The 24,194-nt window shown below is 71.3% G+C and carries 21 protein-coding genes; 18 read left to right on the forward strand and 3 right to left on the reverse strand.

Annotation, left to right across the window (positions count from 1 at the left end):
* Positions 1–32: 32 nt before the first annotated feature.
* On the forward strand, positions 33–953 hold the full coding sequence (locus ACT01A_RS19745) for a M28 family metallopeptidase (RefSeq protein WP_445148810.1): 921 nt from the start codon (positions 33–35) through the stop codon (positions 951–953).
* A 4-nt stretch (positions 954–957) separates the two neighbouring features.
* Here the strand turns inward: ACT01A_RS19745 and ACT01A_RS19750 are convergent, their stop codons facing one another.
* Positions 958–2,790, reverse strand: coding sequence for a diguanylate cyclase (locus ACT01A_RS19750; protein WP_445148811.1), 1,833 nt, complete (start codon positions 2,788–2,790; stop codon positions 958–960).
* Positions 2,791–2,938: 148 nt separating this feature from the next.
* On the opposite strand from ACT01A_RS19750, the gene ACT01A_RS19755 reads away from it, so the two are divergent.
* The 4 genes from ACT01A_RS19755 to ACT01A_RS19770 all read left to right on the forward strand — a co-directional run bounded on the left by ACT01A_RS19755 (position 2,939) and on the right by ACT01A_RS19770 (position 9,840).
* Positions 2,939–4,072 (forward strand): 5-methyltetrahydropteroyltriglutamate--homocysteine S-methyltransferase, encoded by a 1,134-nt coding sequence (locus ACT01A_RS19755; protein ID WP_445148812.1) that lies wholly within the window; start codon positions 2,939–2,941, stop codon positions 4,070–4,072.
* A gap of 224 nt (positions 4,073–4,296) precedes the next feature.
* Complete coding sequence (locus ACT01A_RS19760) at positions 4,297–5,490, forward strand: aminotransferase class I/II-fold pyridoxal phosphate-dependent enzyme (RefSeq protein ID WP_445148813.1); 1,194 nt, start codon at positions 4,297–4,299, stop codon at positions 5,488–5,490.
* Positions 5,490–8,498: a putative bifunctional diguanylate cyclase/phosphodiesterase gene (locus ACT01A_RS19765; RefSeq protein ID WP_445148814.1), complete on the forward strand. Its 3,009-nt coding sequence runs from the start codon at positions 5,490–5,492 to the stop codon at positions 8,496–8,498. The genes ACT01A_RS19760 and ACT01A_RS19765 overlap by 1 nt, the downstream gene beginning before the upstream one ends.
* A complete protein-coding gene (locus tag ACT01A_RS19770; RefSeq protein ID WP_445148815.1) occupies positions 8,488–9,840 on the forward strand; it encodes an MFS transporter in 1,353 nt (450 codons plus the stop codon). Before ACT01A_RS19765 ends, ACT01A_RS19770 begins: the two co-directional genes overlap by 11 nt.
* Before the next feature lie 47 nt (positions 9,841–9,887).
* On the opposite strand, the gene ACT01A_RS19775 is transcribed toward ACT01A_RS19770, so the two are convergent.
* Positions 9,888–10,820 (reverse strand): DUF559 domain-containing protein, encoded by a 933-nt coding sequence (locus ACT01A_RS19775; RefSeq protein ID WP_445148816.1) that lies wholly within the window; start codon positions 10,818–10,820, stop codon positions 9,888–9,890.
* A gap of 57 nt (positions 10,821–10,877) precedes the next feature.
* Between ACT01A_RS19775 and ACT01A_RS19780 the strand changes: the two genes are divergently transcribed.
* Both ACT01A_RS19780 and ACT01A_RS19785 read left to right on the forward strand, forming a co-directional pair.
* Positions 10,878–11,237, forward strand: coding sequence for a VOC family protein (locus tag ACT01A_RS19780; RefSeq protein ID WP_445148817.1), 360 nt, complete (start codon positions 10,878–10,880; stop codon positions 11,235–11,237).
* Positions 11,238–11,266: 29 nt separating this feature from the next.
* A complete protein-coding gene (locus tag ACT01A_RS19785) occupies positions 11,267–11,641 on the forward strand; it encodes a VOC family protein (protein WP_445148818.1) in 375 nt (124 codons plus the stop codon).
* Positions 11,642–11,668: 27 nt separating this feature from the next.
* On the opposite strand, the gene ACT01A_RS19790 is transcribed toward ACT01A_RS19785, so the two are convergent.
* Positions 11,669–12,133 carry a MarR family winged helix-turn-helix transcriptional regulator gene (locus tag ACT01A_RS19790; RefSeq protein WP_445148819.1) on the reverse strand — a complete coding sequence of 155 codons (465 nt, stop codon included), beginning with the start codon at positions 12,131–12,133 and terminating at the stop codon, positions 11,669–11,671.
* A gap of 142 nt (positions 12,134–12,275) precedes the next feature.
* Here ACT01A_RS19790 and ACT01A_RS19795 point away from each other — a divergent pair, with 142 nt between their 5' ends.
* From ACT01A_RS19795 to ACT01A_RS19845, 11 genes are all read left to right on the forward strand, one after another.
* Positions 12,276–13,124: an ABC transporter permease gene (locus ACT01A_RS19795; protein WP_445148820.1), complete on the forward strand. Its 849-nt coding sequence runs from the start codon at positions 12,276–12,278 to the stop codon at positions 13,122–13,124.
* A gap of 4 nt (positions 13,125–13,128) precedes the next feature.
* Entirely contained in the window at positions 13,129–13,851 is a 723-nt protein-coding gene (locus ACT01A_RS19800) for an ABC transporter ATP-binding protein (RefSeq protein WP_445148821.1), read from the forward strand.
* Positions 13,848–14,894, forward strand: coding sequence for an ABC transporter substrate-binding protein (locus tag ACT01A_RS19805; RefSeq protein ID WP_445148822.1), 1,047 nt, complete (start codon positions 13,848–13,850; stop codon positions 14,892–14,894). The genes ACT01A_RS19800 and ACT01A_RS19805 overlap by 4 nt, the downstream gene beginning before the upstream one ends.
* A gap of 5 nt (positions 14,895–14,899) precedes the next feature.
* Positions 14,900–15,889 carry an ABC transporter substrate-binding protein gene (locus ACT01A_RS19810; RefSeq protein WP_445148823.1) on the forward strand — a complete coding sequence of 330 codons (990 nt, stop codon included), beginning with the start codon at positions 14,900–14,902 and terminating at the stop codon, positions 15,887–15,889.
* 3 nt (positions 15,890–15,892) lie between these two features.
* Complete coding sequence (locus tag ACT01A_RS19815) at positions 15,893–17,020, forward strand: LLM class flavin-dependent oxidoreductase (RefSeq protein WP_445148824.1); 1,128 nt, start codon at positions 15,893–15,895, stop codon at positions 17,018–17,020.
* A 27-nt stretch (positions 17,021–17,047) separates the two neighbouring features.
* Positions 17,048–17,950 (forward strand): ABC transporter substrate-binding protein, encoded by a 903-nt coding sequence (locus ACT01A_RS19820; protein WP_445148825.1) that lies wholly within the window; start codon positions 17,048–17,050, stop codon positions 17,948–17,950.
* 86 nt (positions 17,951–18,036) lie between these two features.
* The gene (ade, locus tag ACT01A_RS19825) at positions 18,037–19,749 is read left to right on the forward strand and encodes an adenine deaminase (protein WP_445148826.1); all 1,713 of its coding nucleotides are present in this window, start codon (positions 18,037–18,039) and stop codon (positions 19,747–19,749) included.
* Between the two features lie 15 nt (positions 19,750–19,764).
* Positions 19,765–20,502 (forward strand): lipoate--protein ligase family protein, encoded by a 738-nt coding sequence (locus tag ACT01A_RS19830; RefSeq protein ID WP_445148827.1) that lies wholly within the window; start codon positions 19,765–19,767, stop codon positions 20,500–20,502.
* A 63-nt stretch (positions 20,503–20,565) separates the two neighbouring features.
* Positions 20,566–21,765, forward strand: coding sequence for an EAL and HDOD domain-containing protein (locus ACT01A_RS19835; protein WP_445148828.1), 1,200 nt, complete (start codon positions 20,566–20,568; stop codon positions 21,763–21,765).
* A gap of 36 nt (positions 21,766–21,801) precedes the next feature.
* Positions 21,802–23,088, forward strand: a complete 1,287-nt coding sequence (locus tag ACT01A_RS19840) for a glycosyl hydrolase (protein WP_445148829.1) — start codon at positions 21,802–21,804, stop codon at positions 23,086–23,088.
* Positions 23,089–23,156: 68 nt separating this feature from the next.
* Positions 23,157–24,170 carry a sensor domain-containing diguanylate cyclase gene (locus ACT01A_RS19845; RefSeq protein ID WP_445152850.1) on the forward strand — a complete coding sequence of 338 codons (1,014 nt, stop codon included), beginning with the start codon at positions 23,157–23,159 and terminating at the stop codon, positions 24,168–24,170.
* Positions 24,171–24,194: the final 24 nt, after the last annotated feature.

Raw genomic sequence — 24,194 nt, forward strand, 5'->3', positions numbered from 1 at the left:
CGCGCACCCCGGCAGACCGGCAGAATGCGCAGGTGGTCCGCCTCACGTCCCGCCGCCTCGTCGCGCTCGCGGCGCTTCAGGTCGTCCTGCTCGCCGTGCTCCTCGTGCGCCACGAGCACGCCAACGCGGCGCCGGCATCCGCGTCCGCTGCGGCCCGGGCCGCCACGCCGCCCACGACCGCGCACCGGTTCGACGTCGAGCGGGCGATGGCGACCGTGCGGCTCCAGCTCGCGGCCGGACAGCGGCCCGCAGGCTCACCGCAGCTGCGGCGCGTCGCCGAGCAGCTCCGCGCCAAGCTCCCGAACGGGCGCTTCGAAGATGTCCCAGGACATCCCGGCCTCCGCAACGTCATCGGGTCGCTGCCCGGCGTGCAGCCCGCGATCGTCGTCGGCGCGCACTACGACACCGAGTACCACCCGAAGGGCTTCGTCGGCGCTAACGACGCGGCCGCGGCGGTCGGCGCCGTGATCGAGATCGCGCGCGACCTCCAGCGCATCAAGCGTCCGGCCGGCTCCCCGGCGATCGAGTTCGTGCTCTTCGACGGCGAGGAGGAGCCGTTCCCGACCGAGGACTTCTACCTCGACGCGCTGCGCGGCTCCAAGGCCTACGCCGACGCCCACGCCGTGCAGACCCGCGCGATGGTCCTGCTCGACTACATCGGCAACCGCGGCGTCCGGCTCCCACGCGAGGGCACCTCGAACCCCAAGTTGTGGTCCATGGTCCGCGTCGCGGCCCGCAAGGTTGGCGCCGCCTCGGTCTTCCCGCTCGACGTCCAGACCGCGATCACCGACGACCACACCCCGTTCTTGCAGCACAACATCCCGGCCGTCGACCTCATCGACTGGTCCTACCCGGTCAAAGACACCAACAAGGACACCTACGACCAGCTTTCGCCCCGCGCAGTTGACGCGGTGGGGGAGACGATCGTCGAGCTCTTGCGGACCTGGCGCTGAGCGCCTAGACGACCGTGACCACGCGGTCGCGGCCCTCGTCCTTGGCCTGGTAGAGCGCCCGGTCGGCCGAGTCCATCAGCGCCCGCGGGTGATCGCGGCCGTCGGAGCAGACCACGCCCGCCGAGAACGTCACGGCGTCGGGCAGCGAGCCGCGCAGGCGCTCGATCAGCACCGCCGCGCCGGTCGCATCGCACCCGGGCAGCAGCAGCGTGAACTCCTCGCCGCCCCAGCGGGCCAGCACGTCGGTGGCCCGCAGCGACGAGCCCCATGCCGCGGCGGCGGCGCGCAGCAGCCGGTCGCCCGCGAGGTGCCCGTGCTTGTCGTTGTAGATCTTGAAGTGGTCGAGGTCGAGCATCGCCACCGCCAGCGGCTTGCCGTGCCGCTCGGCGACCGCCAGCTCGTGCGTCAGCAGCTCGTCCCAGGCGCGGCGGTTCGGCAGCCCGGTCAGCTCGTCGGTCCGCGTCAGCTCGTCCAGGCGCCCCAGCAGGTCGGCGCGCTGCATCGCCAGCGCGGCTTCGCCCGCCAGCACCCCGATCATCATCAGGTCGCCGTCGTCGATCGCGTCGCGCCGCTCGGGCCACGAGATCGCCAGCGCGCCGCGAATGCCGCTCGAGTCGGCGATCGGGTGAAAGAGCACCGACTTGGCGCCCAGCAGCTCGATGATCCGCCGGTCGCAGTGCGGCGAGTCGGCGGCGTCGCTGACCAGCAGCGGCTGCCCGGTCTCCATCACCACGCGCGCGCCGTGTTGGACCTGGCTGGGGCCGATCCGGTAAGGCGCGGTCGTCTCCGGTCGCGTCGCGGTCGTCGCCATGCCGCCGTCGTGCCCGTCCTCCCACAGGGAGACCGCGTGCGCGCCGTCGGTCAGCGCCAGCGCCGTCCGGCAGATCGCGGGTCGCGCGTCGAGCGGGTCGCAGTGCCCGATCTCGCGGATCACGTCGGCGATGTTCGCCAGCCGTTCGGCGTGGTGTCGCTGCGCGGCCTCGTGGGCGCGCAGCTCGGTGACGTCGCGCACCGTGTTCAGGAACGAGCGGCTGCCGTCGCCGAGGTCGGTCGGCACGCACGAGATCACCGCGGGGAAGTGGGTCCCGTCGGCGCGGACCAAGATCATGTCGAACGCGCCGCCGCCCGCGGCGACCACGTCGGCCAGCAGCTTGGCGTTACGCTCCACCGACTCCGCCGGCCAGAACGGGAACGGCGCCCGCGCGCCGAGCAGCCGCTCCTGGCTGAAGCCTGTGATCGTGGACAGCGCCGGGTTGATCTGGATGATCTCGCCATCGCGCGTCAGCGCGAAGCCCTCGGACATCGACGCCAGGATGGTCGCCGAGCGCTCGCCGGCCGCGCGCAGGTGCTCGACCAGCGCGAGCACAGCGAAGCCGGCGGTGGTCGCGACGACGAGCATCAGCGTGCCGCCGCGCCAGCCGGTCGACGGATACTGCGGCCCTGAGGAGACGAGGATCGGGACGAAGTAGATCGCCGCGACGCCGATCAGCACGAGCACGAGCTCGGTGCGGCGGCGTTCCAGCGCCGCCCACATGACCGGCAGGAAGATGAGCGGCCCGAAGCCCGCGCTGGCGCCGACGCCGTCGCGCAGCAGCATGATCGCGCCGAGCACGCTGAGCAGCGACGCGAGCGTCGTGCCGCGCCGCTCTTGGCCCAGCGCGGCGGCGGTCAGCCCCGCGCCCGCGACGATCATTAGGACCAGCGCGGCCGAGACCTCGGCGAGGTCGACGCGCTCTTCGAGAGGCAGCAGCCCGACGACGACGAGCAGCGACGCGCAGTACGGCAGGAGTAGCCGACGGGCCGACCGTGGGTCGCTGTGCTGATCTGCTCTGATCATTGGAGGTCGTGCCACCGGCGGAGAACGGCTCGCCGTGTGGCCCAGACACATGGTCGGCCGCAAGCGCCCCGCACTGGAGTGCAAACGCGCCCGTTTCTAGACACTGCCCCACGCGTTCCACCCGTCCGGGTGGGGTAGGAGCTACGACATGTCCCTCCGCACCACGCCTCCGTACCGCGCCGACCACGTCGGCAGCCTCCTGCGCCCGTCCTCGCTTCTGGACGCGCGCGCCGACCACGCCGCCGGCCGCATCGACGCCGCCGAGCTGCGCGCTCGCGAGGATGCGGCGATTCGCGACGTCGTCGCGATGCAGAAGGAGGTGGGCCTGCGCAGCGCCACCGATGGCGAGCTGCGCCGCGCCTCGTGGCACATGGACTTCATCTACCAGCTCGACGGCATCACCAAGGCGCCCGGCGATCTGAAGGTGCAGTTCCACAACGCCGAGGGCGACATCGAGTTCACGCCCGCCGCGATGCACGTCGACGGCAAGCTCGGCGTCAGCGAGACGATCTTCGGCGAGGACTTCGCGTTCCTGCGCTCGACGGTGGCCGACGTCGCGCCCGGATTGACGCCGAAGCTGACGATCCCCTCGCCGTCGATGGTCCACTACCGCGGGGGCCGCGCGTCGATCGACGAGTCCGTGTACCCCGACATGGACGCGTTCTGGGCCGACCTGACCGCCGCCTACGCTGAGCAGGTCCGCCGCCTGGGCGACGCGGGTTGCACCTACCTGCAGTTCGACGACACCTCGCTGGCCTACCTCAACGACCCCGAGCAGCGCCGGCACGTCGCCGAGATCGGCGGTGACGCCGAGCACCAGCACGAGGCTTACATCAAGCACATCAACGAGGCGTTGTCGGGGCGGCCCGAGGGCATGGCCATCACCACGCACATGTGTCGCGGCAACTTTCGCTCCTCGTGGGTGGCCGAGGGCGGCTATGACTTCGTCGCCGAGGCGCTCTTCAACGAGCTGGAGGTCGACGGGTTCTTCATGGAGTGGGACGACGCCCGCAGCGGCGGCTTCGAGCCGCTGCGATTTGTGCCGAAGGGCAAGGTCGTCGTGCTCGGCCTGGTGACCACCAAGCGCGGCGAGCTGGAGACCGCTGACGCGTTGAAGCGACGGATCGAAGAGGCTGCGCGCTACGTCGATCTCGATCAGTTGTGCCTGTCGCCGCAGTGCGGCTTCTCCTCGACCCTCGAAGGCAACGCGCTGACCTACGACCAGGAGGTCGCCAAGCTGCGTCGCGTCGTCGAGGTGGCGGAGGATATCTGGGGTAGCTGAGCGTCCCTGCGCGGACTTCGCTCAGGGAACCTGCAGAAAAGCGTCCAGAATCCTGGACATCCCTCAAATAGGGGATGGACGCTCCGACAACCGGACGGAGCATGCGTCCTTCGTCGACATCCCCTGCCGTCTCGCCTGCGGCTGGCCCGGTCGCTCGCCGACCCTGGCTTGACCACTGGCTCGAGAGCTGCCGCGACCTCGCTGAGCTGAAGGCGTCCCACCCCATGGTGGACGCCGTCATCGACGAGATCGACGGCCGCATGATCCGCGTTGGCGACCAGTGGCTCGCCGACTTCGCGTCGTGCAACTACCTTGGCTTCGACCTCGACCGCGAGATCATCGACGCGGTCCCGGCCTACCTCGACGCCTGGGGCACGCACCCGAGCTGGTCGCGTCTGCTGGGCTCGCCGGTGCTCTACGAGCAGATCGAGTCCGAGCTGACCGAGCTGCTGGGCTGCGAGGACTCGCTCGTCCTGCCGACGATCACCCACATCCACCTGTCGGTGATCCCGCTGCTGGCCGCCTCGGGGACGATCTTCCTCGACGCCCGCGCGCACAAGACGATCTACGACGGCTGCCAGGCCGCCCGCGCCCGCGGCGCCGCCGTGCGCCGCTTCCGCTTCGAGGATCCCGACCACCTCGACGAGCTGCTGTCCGCCGAGCGCGATCCGACGCGCCTGGTCTGCATGGACGGCGTGAACTCGATGACCGGCAACCCGCCGGACCTGCCCGCCTTCGCGGAGGTCGCGCGCAAGCACGGCGCGTTGTTGTACGTCGACGACGCGCACGGCTTCGGCGTCATCGGCGAGCGCGGCGAGGGGATCGCCAACCCGTACGGGTCGATGGGCAACTCGATCGTTCGTCACTTCGACGAGACCTACGACAACCTGATCCTCGTCGGCGGCTTTTCCAAGGCCTACAGCTCGCTGCTGGCGTTCATCGCCTGCCCGACGCCGGTCAAGGACCTGCTGAAGGTCGCGGCGCCGCCCTACCTCTACTCCGGCCCGTCGCCGGTCGCCTCGCTGGCGACGGTGCTCGCCGGGCTGAAGGTCAACCGCGAGCGCGGCGACGCGCTGCGCGACGAGCTGCACCGCCTGACGACGCGGACGCTCGAAGGGCTCGAGCGCCTGGACGTCCACACGCCCAACCGCTCCGGGCTGCCGATCATCGAGATCCCGCTGCGTCATCACGAGCAGATCGACTCGGTCGGGCGCTTTCTCTTCGAGAAGGGCGTCTACGTCACGCTCGCTGCCTACCCGCTGGTCCCCAAGGACGAGGTCGGGTTCCGCGTGCAGCTGACGTCGGCCAACACCGACGCCGAGGTCGACACGTTGCTGAGCGCGCTGGAGGAGCTGGCGGGCCGCGGCGTTCTGCGACCCGCGGGCGAGCTGCCGACCCCGATCAGGAGTGCCGCATAATGATCCGTCGCTGGGCGTGGGCCGGCTTCCTGGCTGTGGGCGCCGTTCTGGCGTTCCTGTACATGACGGTCCCGCCGTTCAAGGGCAGCCCGTACGTCATGTTCACGCTCGGCTTCTCGCCGATCGTCGGCATCCTCGCGGGCATCAAGCTGCACCGCCCGGAGTCCAAGGCGCCGTGGCTGTGGTTCGCGGTCGGCTTCCTGCTGTTCTGGCTCGGCGACCTCTACACCTACAGCTACCCGAAGATCACGGGCAACGAGACGCCGTTCCCGTCGATGGGCGACGCGTCCTACGTCGCGGTCTACCCGGCGTTGATGGTGGGGTTGCTGCTGCTCGTGCGCCGGCGCGCCGAGCGCTCCAAGGACAGCGGCCGGACCGACGCCATGATCTTGACCATCGGCCTGGCGGTCCCGCAGTGGATCGTGCTGATGGCGCCCAACCTGCACGTCGACGAGCTCTCGACGCTGGCCAAGCTGGTGTCGATCGCCTACCCGTTCGGCGACGTCCTGCTGCTGGCCGCGGCGTTGCGATTGACGCTCGACGGCGGCAAGCGCGGCATGGCCTTCCACTTCGTCGCCTCGGCGATCGTCCTGCTGCTGCTGACGGACTTCGTCTACGGCATCAAGCTGCTGCACGGCACCTACGACGGCCAGCTCTGGCTGGACCTCGGCTGGGGCGCGTTCTACGTCCTGTGGGGCGCGGCCGCGCTGCATCCATCGATGCGGATCATGGACCACGGCCGCCCGGCGCGGTCGGTGTTGACCCGCACGCGCCTGGCGCTGCTGACGGCCGCCGCGGCGATCGCGCCTGCCGTCGAGTTGCTGCATGACTTCGACCGGCGCGACTGGGACATGGCGGTCGTCACGGGCGCGGCGATCGTGCTGTTCGGCTTGGTCGTCGTCCGGATGGCCGGCCTGATGCGCCACCAGGAGCGCTCGATGGAGCGCGAGCGGGCGCTGGCCCGCGCCGGCGCGGCGCTGGTCGCGGCGGGCACGCGCGCCGAGCTGGAGACGGTGGCGTTGACCGCCGCCCAGGAGCTGGCGGGCGAGGAGGCGCACGTCGAGCTGCGCGACGCCGAGCGCTTCACGTCGGTCGACCGGCTGGCGCTGACCAAGCACGACAGCATGGTCATCGACCTGGTCCCGCGCGAGGGTGCGGCGTCGGTGCTGATCGCCTCCGGGGCGACGATCGTCGAGCGGCCGGTGCGCGAGATCCTCAACGCCTGGGGCACGCAGGTCGTCCTGGCCTTCGAGCGCGCGGAGCTGACCGAGGAGCTGGTGCGGCGCCAGAGCGAGGCGCGCTTCGCGTCGCTGGTGCAGCACTCGTCCGACCTGATCACGGTGCTTGCGCCGGACGCGACGATCGCCTACCAGTCGCCCGCGATCGAGCGCGTGCTCGGATGGGAGCCCGACGAGGTCGTCGGGCGGCGCATCGACGACCTGATGGAGCAGGGCGAGGGATCCCGGCTGCTGCGCTTGATCGCCGACGGCGCGCACGCGCCGGTGGCGTCGCAGACCCTGGAGACCACGCTGGCGCACAAGGACGGAACCACGCGCCAGTTCGAGGTCTTGTTCACCAACTTGACCCACGATCCGGCGGTTGGCGGGATCGTGTTGAACTCGCGCGACGTCAGCGAGCGCAAGGCGTTCGAGCGTCAGCTCGCCCATCAGGCGTTCCACGACCCGGTGACGGGTCTGCCGAACCGCGCGCTGTTCGTGGAGCGCGTGCGGCACGCGATCGCGCGGTCGCGCCGCGAGCATCGCGGGCTGGGCATCATCTTCATCGACCTCGACGACTTCAAGATCATCAACGACTCGCTCGGCCACGCGGCCGGCGACGAGGTGCTCACGCAGGTGGCGCAGCGGCTGGCTTTGAGCATCCGCGCCAGCGACACCGCGGCGCGCTTCGGCGGCGACGAGTTCGCGGTCTTGTTGGAGGACATCGAGGGCGTGCAGGAGGCGGCCGACGCCGCCGAGCGCATCATGGAGTCGATCGGCGCGCCGCTGACCGCGGCGCACAAGGAGGTCGGCCTGCGCTGCTCGCTGGGCATCGCGATCGCCCCCGAGGACGGCACCGCCGACGCCGACGAGCTGATCCGCGACGCCGATGCGGCGATGTACATCGCCAAGCGCGACGGCAAGGGCGGCTACCGCCTGTTCGAGCCCGAGATGCACGAGGGCGTGCTCCAGCGGCTGGAGCTGCGGACCGACCTGCAGCGCGCGCTGGCCCAAGGGCAGCTAGAGCTCTTCTACCAGCCGGTGATCCGGCTGGGCGACGGCACGGTGTCCGGCGTCGAGGCGCTGCTGCGCTGGAACCACCCCGAGCGCGGGATGGTCGGGCCCGACCAGTTCATCCCGTTGGCCGAAGAATCCGGCTTGATCGTTCCGATCGGCCGCTGGGTCCTGCGCCAAGGCTGCCGCGAGGGTCGCGCGTTGCTCGACGGCCTGACCGGCGACAAGCCCGCGACGCTGGCGATCAACCTGTCGTTGAAGCAGTTGCAGCACTCCGACGTGGTCGCCGACGTGCGCGACGCGCTGGAGGAGTCCGGCCTGGCGCCGGAGCGGCTGACGCTGGAGATCACCGAGAGCGTCCTGATGGCCGACACCGATCTGGCCGCGCAGCGCCTGAGCGACCTGAAGGCCTTGGGCATCAAGCTGGCGCTGGACGACTTCGGGACCGGCTACTCGTCGTTGTCCTACCTGTCGAAGTTCCCGGTCGACGTGCTCAAGATGGACCGCTCGTTCCTGCGCGAGGGTGCCTCGCAGCAGACGACCGACCTGGCCAACGCGGTCGTCGCGCTGGGCAGCACGCTGTCGCTGGAGGTTGTCGCCGAGGGCATCGAGATGCCCGAGCAGTGGAAGACGCTGCGCGACCTCGGCTGCGACCTCGGTCAGGGCTTCTACTTCGCACGCCCGATGGACGCGGCGTCAGCGCGCAGCTTCCTCGCCCAGGGGGTCGACGGCGCGGACTACTCCGCCGGCGTGCCCGCGGGCGACGATGCACCATAGCTACGAGAGCCTCGACGGCTTCGGCGGCGGCGGCGGAGCCGAATCCCGCCCGCCCGGTTCCGGGTCGCTGCTGACCCCGCTGCGCGACCGCGACTTCCGGCTGCTGTGGACGGGCGCGACCGCGTCGCTGTTGGGCGACGGCGCGTTCTTGGTGGCCTTGGCGTGGCAGGTGTACGCCATGAGCGGCGGCGGACCGACCGGCATGTCGCTGGTCGGGATCGCGATGACCGTGCCGACGATCGCGTTCTTGTTGATCGGAGGCGTGGCGAGCGACCGGTTGGAGCGGCGCTGGTTGCTGGTCGGGGCCGACCTGCTGCGGGCGTTGTCGGTGGCCTTGCTTGCCGGCCTCTGCATCGGGGGTCAGGTCGAGCTCTGGCACGTGATCGTGCTGAGCGCGTTCTACGGGACCGGCAGCGCCTTCCACGCGCCGGCGTTCGACGCCTTGGTTCCGGAGATCCTCTCGGGCGATCGGTTGACGCAGGCCAACGCGCTCGACCAACTCGTGCGGCCGCTCGCGTTGCGGTTGGCGGGCCCGGCTCTGGGTGGCGTGCTCGTCGCGGTGGCGGGCGCGGGCGGCGTGTTCTTATTGGACTGCGCGACGTTCCTAATGGCCGCCGGGACCGTGTTGATGATGTCGCCTGCACGGGCGGACCGCCCGCAGGCGGAGGGCGGCTCGCTGATCGCGGATCTGCGCGACGGTTGGCGCTTCGTGCGCAGCCATGCCTGGCTGTGGGCGACGTTCGTCAGCGCCGCGATCGCCTACTTGTTGTTCATGGGCCCCGTCGAGGTCCTGCTGCCGTGGATCGTCAAGGAGGGCATGGGCGGCAGCGCGTTCGACTTGGGCTTGGTCTTCGCCGCCGGCGGGTTGTCCTCCATGTTGTGCGCCGTCGGCCTCGGCCGCTTCGGCCTGCCACGTCGCGGCATCACCTTCATGTTGATCGTCTGGACGCTGGCGACCCTCGCCGTCGCGGGCTACGGCGCCGCCAACGCGATCTGGCAGCTGATGGTGGCCAGCGCCATCTTCAACGGCCTGGAGACCGCGGGCACGATCGTCTGGGCGACGACCAAGCAACGCCACGTCCCGACCGCCCTCCTCGGCCGCGTCTCCTCGCTGGACTGGCTCATCTCCGTCGGCCTGCTGCCTCTGTCTTTCGCCCTCACCGGCCCCGTCTCCGGAGCCATCGGCGCCCAGGCCACGCTCATCGGCGCCGGGTTGTTGGGCGCCATCGTCACACTGGCCGCCCTCTACGTCCCCGGCATGCGCACCCTCGACGACCGCGCCGACCGCGCACACCGCCGCCGCGCCGTCGTCGAACGCCGCGTGCGCGAGCTCGCGACCTGACGGCGCCCCTCCGCGCCCATTAGCGATCCGGGTCGTTTGAGCCGGAATTATTCCGGCTGTAGCGACCCAGACCGGTGGATGAGAGCTCGGAGGCGCCGCGCGGTATCCCGGCGCTGGCGGGTGACCTGGTTGTAGGTGAACCGCACGACGCGGTATCCCTGCAGCGTGAGTTGCTGATCACGCTCGCGGTCGGCGTCGAAGGCGGTGCGGGTGCGATGGAAGGCGAAGCCGTCGGTCTCCACGACGAGGCGCGCGTCCGGCCAGAAGAAGTCGACGAGGAAGCCGGTAACGATGGTGTTCACGGCGGGTGCCGGAAGGTGGTAGTCGTCGCACAATTGGAGAAAAGCGACCTCGAGAGCGCTCCGCGTGTCGGCGGCGTTCCCGCCGGCCAGCCGGTCGAGCACCGTCCTCAACTTGGGCGCGCCGCTCTGCCGCGGATGCGCTTCGAGACACCGGCGGACGGCGACGAGGTCGAAGAGCGCCAGGCGATCCATACGCTCGATGACCTCCTCGATCGCCCGCGGTCGGTGCGACGGAGCGAGGTCGAGGAGCGTGCGCGCGGGCGTCGTCACGGGAACACCGTCGAGCACGGTCGTCTCGTCCTCGGTGAGCGTCCCTACTCGATGCAAACGAACCCGTCGCCGATCCGGCACGCGGCCGGCACGTGACGGCGTCATCACGTGGATCATCGCGCCGCGAGAAGGAAGCAGATCCCACAGCGCCGCCGCATCGCCGTGACTCAGCACCGCACTGTCTCCGCACGCCAGGACCGCCGCCATCCACCGCCCCTCGCGCGTCATCACGGTGTGCCCGACCGCGTACACCTGTGGATAGAGGCGGAACAGACGCCCACAGCGCACGCGGTAGTCGATGTCGTCGTCGGTCAGCCCGAGCCCGCGGAGATGCGTGCGGGCGATTGGGCCGTGCTGTGCGGTGGCCAGCTCGGCAATTTTGTGATCCGGGTCGCTACGTCCGTACATATTCCGGCTTAGGCGACCCGGACCTGAAATTCGCCCCCTCGCGTAGCGTGTCTCCGGATGAGCACCCATCGCGTCGTCCCCGACCTCCACGCCGCCGACCCCAGCGCCGCCGACGCGTTCTGCACCGGCGTGCTCGGCCTCGAGAAGGCGATGGATCAGGGCTGGGTCGTGACCTACGTCGCGCCCGGCAACCCGGCGGCGCAGCTGACGTTCCTCACGCATGACGCGAGCGCTCCGGTCGCGCCGGACGTCAGCGTGGAGGTCGACGACGTGGACGCCGCCCACGCCACGGCGCAAGCCGCCGGTTACGAGATCGTGCACCCGCTGACCGACGAGCCGTGGGGTGTGCGGCGGTTCTTCGTCCGGGAGCCGGCGTCAGGGGCGGTCGTCAACGTGCTGACGCACCGGGAGCGATGAGCTTGGTGTCGGCGGGCAGTCTTAGGGACATGTTCTCCGACAGCAAGGCCTTTTCCGGGTTCGCCGTGCCCGACGTCGACGCCGCCGAGACGTTCTACGGCGAGACGCTCGGCATCCACGTCACCAACGACCACGGGCTGCTCACGCTGCACCTCGACGGCGGCGCGCGGCCGACGATCGTCTACCCCAAGCCCGACCACGTCCCCGCGACCTTCACGATCCTCAACTTCCCCGTCGAGGACGTCGGCGAAGCCGTCAAGCAGCTCGCCCTGCGCGGCGTCGAGGTCGAGCGCTACGACGGCATGCCCCAGGACGACGACGGCGTCATGCGCGGCAACGGCCCGGACATCGCCTGGTTCAAGGACCCGGCGGGCAACATCCTCTCGGTGATCAAGCCGGAGTAGATCCCCGGCCGGCCGCGCCCTGCGCCCTCAGTCCGGGTCGGCCCAGGCCGGCCCGGTGCGCTCGTCGACCTTCAGCAGGAGGCGTTGGAGGGTCGTGCGCTCGGCGGCGGTCAGTCCGGACAGGAGGCGTTCTTCGGCGGCGGCGACGGCGGTGTCGGCGAGGTCGCGGCGGGTGGTGCCCTCGGGAGTGAGGGAGACGATGTGGCGGCGGCGGTCGGTGGTGTCGCGGCGGCGTTCGAGGAGGCCGGCGGACTCCAACCTGTTCAACATCGTCACCAAGTTGGAGGGGTCGACGTCGACCTGCTCGACGAGCTGCTGCTGACTCAAGGGCCCGGCGGAGCGCAGGCGCAGCAGGATCTCGGCCTCGCGGCCGTTCAGACCGATCGGCGCGAGCGCCTCGGAGATCCAGCGGCGTGCCACGAACCCGACCTTGTTCAACAAGAACCCGGGCTGGGTGAAGCGGGTCTCGGGCGTGAGGCGGCGGGTCGTCATCGCGGGGCGCAGCGTAGCGGGAACGTCGATGTCTGGCGATCGTTGGCAAGTGCCGATGATTGACAGACCTGCGAGATCTGCTAACAATGACCGCAATGTCGACTGACTTTGTCGACTTTACCTCGATCTCGCCTCGCTTTCCATGTCTGCCGTCACGCCGATCCCCGTCGCCACCGCTCCTGCCGCCGTCCAGCGGCGCCGCCGCTTGCGCGCTCCGTCGCGCCGTTCGGCCCTCGCCCTCGCCCGCCGCGGCAGCGGCGTCGTCCTGATCCTGCTGCTCTGGGAGCTGAGCACCGCGGTGTTCGGCCTCTTCGAGCCCAGCGTGCTGCCGTCGCCGGGCACCGTGGTCACGACCACGCGCGACCTCTTCCGCGACGGCGACCTCGCTGGCCAGATCGGCACGTCGATCCGCCGCGCTGCGCTCGGGGCGGCGCTCGGCGTCAGCGTCGGCGCGACGCTCGGCGCGCTCTCGGGCCTGTGGCGGCTTGGGGAGGACCTGATCGACGCGCCCGTGCAGATGCTCCAGGCCGTCCCGTTCACCGCGGTCGTGCCGCTGTTCATCGTGTGGTTCGGGATCGGCGAGCTGCCGAAGATCCTGATCATCGCCTTCGGCGCCGCGTTCCCGATGTACCTGAACGTCTACGGCGCGATCCGCAACACGGACATCAAGCTCGTCGAGGCAGCGCGCGTGTTCGGGCTGAGCAAGCCGGCGCTGATCCGGCACGTGATCCTCCCGGCCGCCGCGCAGCCCGCGCTCGTCGCGCTGCGCCAGTCGCTGGCGATCTCGGTCGTCGCGCTCGTCGCCGCCGAGCAGCTCAACGCCTCCAGCGGCATCGGCTTCATCCTCGGCCAGGCACGCGAGTTCCTGCGCGCGGACATCGTCCTGGTCTGCATCGGGATCTACGCCGCGCTCGGCCTCACCGGCGATCTCATCGCCCGCCTCCTCGAACGACGGCTGCTCGCGTGGCGCCGCACCTACGGAGGGGCCTAACAGCATGTCCACCGACAACTCCGTCACCGTCCGCGGCCTGCGCCGCGACTACGGCGCCCGCACCGTCCTGCGCGACCTCGACCTCGACATCGCCCCCGGCGAGTTCGTCGCGCTGCTCGGCAAGACCGGCTGCGGCAAGACCACGCTGTTGCGAGTGCTCGCTGGCCTAGATCCGGCGACCGCCGGCACGGTCGACGCGCCCGGCCGCCCCGCGGTCGTCTTCCAGGAGCCGCGCTTGCTGCCCTGGAAGCGCGTGCGCGACAACGTGACGCTCGGTCTCGCCAACGCGGAGGACCGAGCGACCAGCGCGTTGCGCGAGGTCGGTCTCCAAGATCACGCCGGCGCCTGGCCCGTCACGCTCTCCGGCGGCGAGGCCCAGCGCGTCGCACTCGCCCGCGCGCTGGTCCGCGAGCCGCGCCTGCTGCTGCTCGATGAGCCTTTCGCCGCGCTCGACGCGCTGACCCGGATCAAGATGCACGCCTTGGTCAGCGCGCTGTGGCGCGCGCACCGCCCGGCGGTCCTGCTCGTCACCCACGACGTCGACGAGGCGCTGCTGCTCGCCGACCGGGTGATCGTCATGGCCGACGGCCGCATCGCCCACCACGAGCGCATCGACGCCGAGCACCCGCGCGACCGCACGGACCCGTGGTTCGAGGCGCTGCGCTCCGACCTCCTCGCCCAACTGGGCGTTCTCGCACCAACCACCCCAACAAGGATCCCCGCATGACGCTCTCGCTCCACCGCCACCGCTCGCTCGCCCTCGCCGCGAGCGCGCTCGCCGCCGTCGCTCTCGCGACGACCGCGTGTGGCAGCAGCGACGACGGCGCCGCCACCGCCGCGTCGAGCAGCAGCGGCGCTGACAGCGGCGCCGTGAAGGGCGGCGGCGGCACGCTGCGCGTCGCGCTGATCGGCACGACCGGCCCGGTCGCGGCCGCCAAGAACGACGGGTCGCTGGCCAAGGACCTCGCCAAGGTCGGCGCCAAGGTCCAGTTCACCGGCCAGTTCCCGGCGTTCGCGCCGGCGGCCGAGGCGATCAACGCGGGTGCTTTGGACGCCGCGCAGGGCTCGATCTCCAGCGGCGTCGGCGCGCTGGCCCAGAAGCCGAGCTTCAAGATCTACGCCGCGCAGCTCGACAACGCCGCCAGCGAGGGGATCCTGGTCAAGGACCCCAACATCAAGAGCGTTGCCGATCTGCAAGGCAAGAAGGTCGCGGTCAACCCGAAGGGCACGGGCGAGTACCTCCTCCTCAAGGCCCTGGAGAAGGACGGCGTGGATCCGTCGAAGGTTGAGCGCGTCTACCTCGGCGCCGCCGACGGCGCCACCGCGTTCTCCTCCGGCAAGGTCGACGCCTGGGCCGCGTGGGGCGACTTCGTCGCGACCGCCAAGAGCAAGGGCGCGCGGCTGCTGGCCGACGGCGAGCAGGTCGGCTCTGAGAACGACACCACCTACTCGATCGCCACCAAGTTCCTCGAGGAGCACCCGGCGACGGTCAAGGCCTTCTACGAGAACCTCCGCCGTCACTCGATCGCCGAGCACGACGACCCGGAGGGCGCGGTCGCCAAGGAGAACCAGGGCGCGATCAAGCTCGACGACGCCGCGGCCAAGATCCTGGCCGAGAACTACCGCACGCAGAACCCGATCGCCCCGATCGACGACAACTTCCGCGAGCGTTTCGGCCACGTGGCGGACTTCTTCGCCAAGCAGGGCGTGATCAAGGCCAACCTCGATCCGGCGTCGTTCACGGTCGACCCGACGACGCTGGGTAGCTGAGCGCCATGAGCGACAACAACGAGCTCTGGTACACCCGCTGCCCCGTTCCCACGGCGACGGGGATTGCGGCCGGCCTGGGCTGGCTGGACGGCGCGCGCTCGCTGCAGGACGGCGCGATCGGCACCGCCCTGCGCGGTGAGCACTTCACCCACGACCTGACGACGCTGATCCGCGAGGGCGGCAACGTCCCCGCGCTGTGGGCCAAGGCGCGCGGCGCGGACACGCGGCTGATCGGGCTGACGTGGATCGAGGAGCGCCAGGCGATCGTGGTGCGGCCGCAGGACGCGGCGCGCTCCACCCTGGCCGGGCGGCGCGTCGCCGTGCCGCGGCGGCCAGCCGAGCAGATCGACTTCTGGCGCGCGATGGCGCTGGCGGGCTTCGCCGGCGCGCTGCGGCTGGAGGACGAGACTCTTGGCGCGGTCAAGTTGGTGGACATCGAGTCCCAGCCGAACGGCCGTGGCCCCGACGGCTTCGCGCCCGAGGTCCAAGCGGTCGCCGACGGCCGCGCCGACGCCGCCTACGTCAAGGGCGCCCCCGGGCTGGAGGCGGCGACGCGCGCCGGCCTGGTCATCGGGATCGACCTCGACGACGTCCCTGATCCCACGATCCGCGTCAACAACGGCACGCCGCGCCCGATCACCGTGCACGCCCAGCTGTTGGAGGAGCGGCCGGACGACGTGGTGGCCTTCGTCGCCACGCTGCTGCGCGCCGCCGACTGGGCCGCCGAGAACCCGGGTGAGATCGCCAGTGCGCTGGCCCGCGAGACCTACGCCGACGAGGCCTACATCTCGGGCGCCTACCGCAACGGCTTCCACCGCTCGTTGCAGCTCTCGCTCAGCGACGCGCGCTTGGCGCTGCTCGAACGGCAGAAGGACTTCCTGTACGCCAACGGCTTCTTGGAGGCCGACGTCGACGTGGCGGCCTGGGCCGACCACACCATCTTGGCCGCGGCGCGCGAGCAGCGCGTCGCGGCGACCGCGAAGGAGCTGATCTAGGCCATGGCCTCGGACTACCTGTGGTACATCATCCCGCGCGACGGCGCCTATCCGTGGGAGCCGGAAGGGACGCGGGCGGTCGACTTCGACTACCTCAAGCACTTGGCAACCGGCGTCGAGCGGCTGGGCTTCAGTGGCGCGCTGCTGGCCACCGACATCCACGACGTCTGGGTCCTGGGCAGCGCGCTGGCCGCGCACACCAAGACGCTGCGCCCGCTGCTGGCCGTCCACCCGGGGCTGATCTCCCCGACGCTGCTGGCCAAGATGGCGCTGACCTTCGACGACCTCTTCGACGGCCGCCTGCAGATCAACGTCGTCAACGGCGAGACGCGCACGCTGAAGCAGTACGGCCTGGAGGTCGAGCACGACGAGCGCTACGCGCTGGCCGGCGAGTACTGGGAGATCTTCCGGCGCCTGACGGCCGGCGAGACGGTGGACTTCGAGGGCCGCCACTTCTCCGTGCGCGGCGCGGGGTCGAACTTCGGCCTGCCGGTCGTCCAGAAGCCGCACGTGCCGCTGTGGTTCGGCGGGTCGAGCGAGGCAGGCTTGCAGATGGCCGCCCAGCACATCGACCGCTACCTGTCGTGGGGCGAGCCGCCCGCGCGCGTCGCCGAGAAGATCACCAGGTTGAACGAGTTGGCCGCCCAGCACGAGCGCACGGTGAGCTTCGGGATGCGCCTGCACCTGGTCGTCCGCGACACCGAGCAGGAGGCGTGGGATCACGTCGACCACCTGCTGGCTCAGACCTCGCGGGCCACGTATGACCGCATGGCCGCGTCGAACAAGCAGACCGACTCGGTCGGCATGCAGCGCCAGTTCGAGAAGCACCAGGGCCAGGTGCCCGATCGCGCCAAGGACCTCGAGGTCTACCCCAACATCTGGCCCGGGATGAGCCTGCTGCGCCCTGGTCCGGGCACCGCGCTGGTCGGCTCGACCGAGCAGGTCGTCGAGCGGATCCAGGAGTTCGAGGCGCTCGGGGTCGACACCTTCATCTTGAGCGGCAACCCCTTGCTGGAGGAGGCCTACCGGGTCTCCGAGACCGTCCTGCCCAAGCTCGGCGTGCGCCCGGGCCAGCACGTGCGCTCGCGCGACCACCAGGCGATCGTCGACGTGCCCGTGGCCGCGGGCTGACCAAGACCTAGGAGAACCGAGAAGACCATGAGCACCCCCATCAAGATCGGCGTCCACCCCAACAACCCGGCGCTGTTCTTCCTCTCGCACCTGGACCTGATCGACGCTCAGTGGCTCCGCTACTCCGGCGGCACCACGACCGGCGCGCTGCTGGTCGACGGGACGATCGACGTCGGCGGGACCGGCGCGACGCCGCCGATCTCCGACCAGGCGTCGGGCAAGGACATCGTCTACTTGGCGGCGTCGGACCCGCGGCCCGCGCACGGCACGCTGCTCGTCACGCCGGACTCCGACGTCAAGACGGTGGCCGACCTGCGCGGGCGCAAGGTCGCGCTCGGCATCGGCTCCTGGCAGACGCTGCTGCTGGCGACCGCGCTGGATCGCGCGGGCGTCGGCTTCGACGAGGTCATCGCGGTGCCCTCGGGCGAGGACTCGCTCGCGCAGCTCCAGGCCGGCGAGCTCGGCGCGTGGATCGGCCAGGGCCCGCAGCACGTCGAGGCCACGCGCTCGGGCGCCGCCGTCGAGCTGATCCCCGCCAGCGAGCTGATCGCCAACCCGTCGGTCTGGTTCACGCGTCGCGACGTCGCGCGCGAGCGCGCCGACGAGCTGGCCGTCGTGGCCGGCGCGCTGGAGGACGCCGGCGCCTGGGTGCAGGCCAACCCGCGCGCGGCCGCCGAGCTCTACGCCCGCGAGGAGGGCGGCTCGGCCGACGCCTGGGAGGCGTTCCTGTCCGCGATCCCGTGGACGGTCAACCCGATCGGCGACGCGTTCACCGACGAGCAGCAGCGCGGCGCCGACATCCTCGCGCGCGTGGGCTTCATCGAGCGCGCGGTGCGGATCGCCGACGCGACCGAGCCGGCGCTGGCCGACGCGGTCGCCGCCGGCCTAACGAAGGTCCGCGCGCGGCGTGAAGGGGCGCCCGTGGCGTAGCAGTGCTCGGCGATGCGGGCGCGCGCCGCGGCTCCGCCGGGCCGTGCGTTGCGTGAGAATCCGGCGGCGTGCGCGAGACTGTCGGCATGACCGAGGCTCTCGCGCACGCCATCCGGGTCGCTCGTGGTGGCGAGCCGGCGGATCTGGTGATCCGCGGGGCGCGCGTCGTGGACGTGCTTACCCAGCGGGTGACCGAGCCGCGGGACGTCGCGATCGTCGGCAACCGGATCGTCGCGCTCGGGCAGGACCTGCGCGGCGCCGAGATCATCGACGCGGGCGGCTTGTACCTCGCGCCCGGGTTCATCGACGCGCACGTGCACATCGAGTCCTCGCTGGTCGCGCCCGGGCGGTTCGCCGACGCGGTGCTCCCGCACGGCACGACGACGATCGTCTCCGACCCGCACGAGATCGCCAACGTCCTGGGCATCCAGGGGATCGAGTGGATGCTGGCCGCATCGGAGGGGCTCGACCTCTCGGTGCTGATGATGGCCCCGGCGTGCGTGCCGGCCTCGCCGCTGGAGACCGCGGGCGCACGGCTGACCGCGGCCGACCTCGTCGCCCTCGCCGACCGCCACGCCCGCGTGCTCGGCCTGGCCGAGATGATGAACTACCCCGGCGTCCTGGCCGCGGATCCCGACGAGCTGGCCAAGCTCGTCGCGTTCGCCGGACGTCCGATCGACGGCCACGCGCCTGGCGTCGTCGCGACCGACCTCCAGGCCTACCTCGCCGCAGGCGTCGCGTCGGACCACGAGTGCCTGACCGCTGAAGAGGCCGCCGAGAAGGTCGCCCACGGCATGACGGTCTTCCTGCGCGAGGCGACCAACGCCCGCAACCTGCTCGACGTGCTCCCCGCGGTCACGCCCGCCAACGCCCGGCGCTTCGCGTTCTGCACCGACGACCGCGTGCCGGGCGAGCTGCTGGACGACGGCTCGATCGACGCGCTCGTGCGGATGGCGATCGGCGCCGGCCTCGATCCGGTCACTGCGATCACCATGGCCTCGCTCAACGCGGCCGAGCACTACAACTTGCGCGACCGCGGCGCGGTGGCGCCCGGGCGGCGCGCGGACCTGATCCTCTTCGACGACCTCGACGCACCTCGCCCGCACACGACGATCGCTGGCGGCCGCGTGGTCGCCCGCGACGGCGAGCGCGTAGGCGGGCACGAGGCCGCGCCCGGCGGGCTGCCGCGCACGATGGACGTCGCCTGGCGCGACACGCTCGCGCTCGCACGCGCGGGCGACCGAGTCAAGGCCATTGGGTTGATCGCCGACCAGCTCGTGACGACGGCGGAGCTGCGCGACCTGCGCGGCTCTGGCGACGTCGCCGCACCCCAGCCTGGCGACGACCTCCTGCGCCTGGCGGTGATCGAGCGCCACCACGGCACCGGCAACGTCGGCCACGGCTTCGTCACCGGCTTCGGGCTGAACGCCGGAGCGCTGGCCTCATCAGTCGCCCACGACTCCCACAACATCGTCACGGTGGCCGCCGATGACCACGACGCCATGGTCGCCGCCCGCGCGGTCGAGGCGATGGGCGGCGGGCTGGTCGTCGTCTCCGGCGGCGAGGTGCGCGCGACGGTCGGGCTGGAGATCGCCGGGCTGATGGCCGACCGGACGCCGCAGGTCGTCGCCGGCGAGGTGGCGTGGGCGGAAGCCGCCGCGCGCGACCTCGGCTGCACGGTCGCCGCGCCGTTCATGGCGCTGAGCTTCCTCGCGCTGCCGGTCATCCCCTCGCTGAAGCTGACCGACCACGGCCTGGTCGACGTCGACGCCTTCGCGCTGACCGACGTCTTCGAGTAGGCGAGCGGGACCGACGTGGAGCTGCTGCGCGACCGCTTCCCGGCCGACCCGGCGCTCGACGCCGCGGTCACCCACGCGCTGCTGCGCCAGGTCGGCGCGGGCGAGCGCGGGCCGGTCGCGCGCGTCTTCCGGCCCGGGCCGACGATGGCCTTCGGGCGCCTGGACTCCCTGACGCCCGGCTACGAGGCCGCGCGCGCCGCCGCGCGCGAGCACGGCTACACGCCGCTGTTGCGGCTCGGCGGCGGGCACGCGGCCGGGTACGACGAGGGCTCGGTGCTGGTCGAGGTGATCCGGCCGGTCGCGACGATCGCCGAGGGCGTCCACGAGCGCTTCGACTGGCTGACCGAGTTGCTGGTGGAGACGCTGGCGTTCCTCGGGATCACGGCGCGCGTCGGCGTCCTGCCCGGCGAGTACTGCGAGGGGGAGCACTCGGTCAACGCCGCCGGGGTCAAGCTCGCCGGGACCGCGCAGCGCACGATCAAGGGCGCGTCGCTGGTCACCGCGATGCTGATCGCCGAGGGCGGCGCCAAGCTGCGCGCCGCGCTCACCGACGTCTACGCCGCGCTGGAGATCGAATGGCGGCCGCCAACCGCGGCGGCCGCGAACGACATCGTGCCGTCGCTGACCGCCTCCGACGCCGAGCGTGTGCTCGTCGCGACCCTCGCCCAGCGCGAGCGGCTGACCGCCGGGACGCTTGGAGATGGCGTGTTGACGCTCGCTGAGCGGCTGCGCGATGGACATCTGAACGGTTGAGCCGTATGGATCCCCCGGTCGGGGGATCAAACCTCCTCAACGCTGGACGACCTTCCCGATGGCATGGATGCCGCGATCGCCAGCTCCGTCGCCGTCGCGCGACAGCCCATCCTGGACGCGCGCCAGCGGCTGTCGGGGTACGAGCTGCTGCACCGCGGGATGGCCACCTACGGCGAGCAAGCGACCGCGCAGGTCCTGCTGGCGGCCTTCGGCGACATCGGGATCCGCTCGCTGGTCGGTCAGCAGCCCGCGTGGATCAACGTGTCGCGCCGCTTCCTCTTGGACGTCGACCCGCTGCCGCTGCCGCCCGGCGAGGTCGTGCTCGAGCTGTTGGAGAACCAGCGGGTCGATGACGAACTGCTCGGCAAGGTCCAGGAGCTGACCGTCGCCGGGTTCACGATCGCGCTCGACGACTTCTCCTACAACCCGGAAGCCGACGACCTGTTGATGATGGCGTCGATCGTCAAGGTCGACCTGCTGGACGGCGGCGTCAAGCACGCCGCGCGCCAAGCCGAGTTGTTGAAGCCCTTCGGCGTGACGCTGCTGGCCGAGAAGGTCGAGGACCGCGCCACCTACGAGGCGTGCCGCGACCTTGGCTACGAGCTGTTCCAGGGGTACTTCTTCTGCAAGCCCGAGATCGTGCAGGGGCGCGAGATCCCGACGTCGGTGTCCTCGTCGCTGGCCGACATCGCGGTGCTGTCGCGCTCGGACGCGACGTTCGAGGAGATCGAGGCGATCGTCACCCGCGACCCCGGCCTGACGCTGCGGTTGTTGAGGCTGTTGAACTCCGCCGCCTACTCGCTGCGCCGCCGGATCACCTCGGTCCACGACGCGGTCACGATGCTCGGCGCCCGCACGGTCCGGCAGTGGGCCATGATGTTGGTGTTGGGCGGCATCAACGCCAACTGCGACGAGCTGGTGCCGACCGCGCTGAGCCGCGCGCACACGCTGCAGCGCCTTGCGGAGCGCCGCGACGGCGACGCCGACGTCGCGTTCTCGGTCGGCCTGCTGTCGGTCGCCGACGCGCTGCTAGGCGTCTCGATGGCCGACGCGCTCGACGGGCTGCCGCTCGACGAGCGGGTCTCCGACGCGCTGCTGCACCGGGCCGGGCCCGACGGGGCGGCGTTGAACGCGGTGCTCGACTACGAGTGGGGCATGAACCCGGTCGGCGACCCAGGCGCCCACGACGCGCTGGGCGAGTGCTACGCCGAGGCGCTGCGCTGGTCGCTGCGCACCGCGGCGACGGCGACCGCGCCGGCCTGAGCCCTCACATCCGCGGCCCGGCGGCGTGTCCGTCGTGTGCCCCGCCGTCTGATCCCCGTCGCGCTCTTCGCCGTCCTCGTCCTCGCGCTGGCGGTGGTCGCGCCCGTTACGCGTGCCTCCGTTGTCGTCGGGATGGGCGACCAGAAGGCGTCGGTCTTCTCCGACGCGCGGCTGACCGGCCTGGGCCTGCGCTACGCACGGCTGATCGTGCCCTGGGACGCGGCGAGCACCGAGCCGGCCACGGTCGACGCGTGGCTGGCCGCGGTCGCGGCCGCGGGCATGACGCCGCACATCGCCTTCGAGCACCTGCGCAGCGACGCGTGCCCGTCCTCACGGCGCTGCGTCGTGCCGACCGCCGCCCAGTACGGCGTGGCGGTCCGCCGGTTCATCGCGCGCTGGCCGCAGATCAAGACCTACACCACGTGGAACGAGGCCAACCACACCAGCCAACCGGTCGCGTCGCGGCCTGAGCTGGTCGCCGCCTACTACGACCAGCTCGTCGCCGCCTGCCTGGGCTGCACGATCGTCGCGGGCGACGTCCTGGACTCCGGCTCCTACGCCAACTGGCTGCGGCGCTTCCTCAGCGCGGCGTCGACCACACCGCAGCTCTGGGGCCTGCACGACTACGGCGACGTCACCTACGGGCGGACCACAGGCGTCGACACGGTGCTGTCGATCGTGCCGGGCACGCTGTGGATCGAGGAGACCGGCGGGATCGTCACGCTGCGCAACGACGCCGGCCGGGCCACCTTCTCCGCCACCGAGAGCGCGGCGGCGACCGCGATCGACCGGGCGTTCGCGATCGCGGCGACGCGGCCGCGGATCACCAGGATGTACATCTACTCCTGGCAGGCGAAGGCCAACGACAGCTTCGACGCGGGGCTCGTGCGGCCGGACGGGACCACGCGACCGAGCCTGACCGCCCTTCAGCGCAACCTCGCGGGCGCCGCGGCGGCCAAGACGACGACCGCGGCGGCCAAGACGCCCGTCACGTGGAAGGCGACGTGGTCAAAGCAGCACAAGCGCCAGGTGGTGCTCACCGCGACCTGCCGTACGACGGTCGTCCGTTGCACCGGCATGGTCACGGCGACGCTGCGGACCCGCGCGGCGGGCGTGGCGCAGGCGACGTTCGCGCGCGTCGCGTCCAAGAAGGCCTATGCGACGACCTCCAAGAAGCGCGTCGTCTCGGTTCGGATCACGCTCACCAGCAGGGCTTTTGCACGGGCGAGCCGTGCGCCGACGCGTCGAGTCGTCCTGACCGTGGCGGCGACCCGGCCGTCGAAGGCGACGTCCAAAGTTACGGTGACGTTGGCCCGCCCGTAGTGATCCATTCGTCCCTTTTCGGCTCAACCGAACATAGTTCGGGCCGATCATGCGGCACAGTGGACTTGATGGACCAGGACGACCCAATCCGGCTGACGCGGGGGCTCGAGTCGATCATCGACGCGGCTGCCTCGATCTTGGCCGAAGGATCCCTGGAGTCCACGTTCGACGAGATGGCGCGGGCGCTGGAGACGATCGTCCCGTTCACCTCGCTGGCGGTCTACTCCACCCAGGACCACGCGCCGGTGCTGCTGCCGGTTTTCGCGGTCGGGCGCTACGTCGACGAGACGCTGGCCGGGCGGCCGCCACTACAGGGATCGATCGCCGGGCAAGTCGTCCGCACCCGCACGCTCGTGCACTACGAGGCCGCAGCGCCGCGCGAGAGCGTCTACCAGGTGCCGGGCACGCCGGACGACGAGCCTGAAGCACTGGTCTGCACGCCGCTGATCGCGGGATCGCGCGTGCTCGGGACGCTGAACGTCTGGCGCGAGGGCGTCGTGGCGGAGTTCGCGCCGCACGAGGTCGAGCTGATCCAGCGCTTCGCGACGCTTGCCGCGTTGGCCTATGACAATGCACGGCAGCGCGAGCGGCTCTCCCACCAGGCGCGGACCGACGAGCTGACCGGGCTGTTCAACCGCCGCCACTTCCACGAGCGCCTGGGCTCGGAGCTGGCGCGGGCGCGCCGCTCGGGTGCGCCGGTCGCGCTGATGCTGCTCGACGTCGACGACTTCAAGGCGGTCAACGACACGCACGGCCATCCGGTCGGTGACAGCGTGCTGCGCGCGTTCGCGGGGCTGCTGGGCGACGCGGTCCGCGGCGCCGACGTCGTCTGCCGCACGGGCGGCGAGGAGTTCGCGGTGATCCTGCCGGGTGCCGATGCGGCGGAGGCGGTCGCCGCCGCGCACCGCGTGGTGGCCGCCGTGCGCGACGCCGACGTCGGCCCCAGCGGCGTCCTGACCGCGTCGGTCGGCCTGGCGGTGGCGCCGGCCGAGGGCGACACGGTGGCGGCGCTTTTCCGCACGGCCGACGACCGGCTGCTGGAGGCCAAGGCGCAGGGCAAGGACCGCGCCGTCACCGGCTGAGGCGGGCCTGGCGCGCGGGCGGCG

The sequence above is a fragment of the Baekduia sp. Peel2402 genome (genome assembly GCF_052567285.1).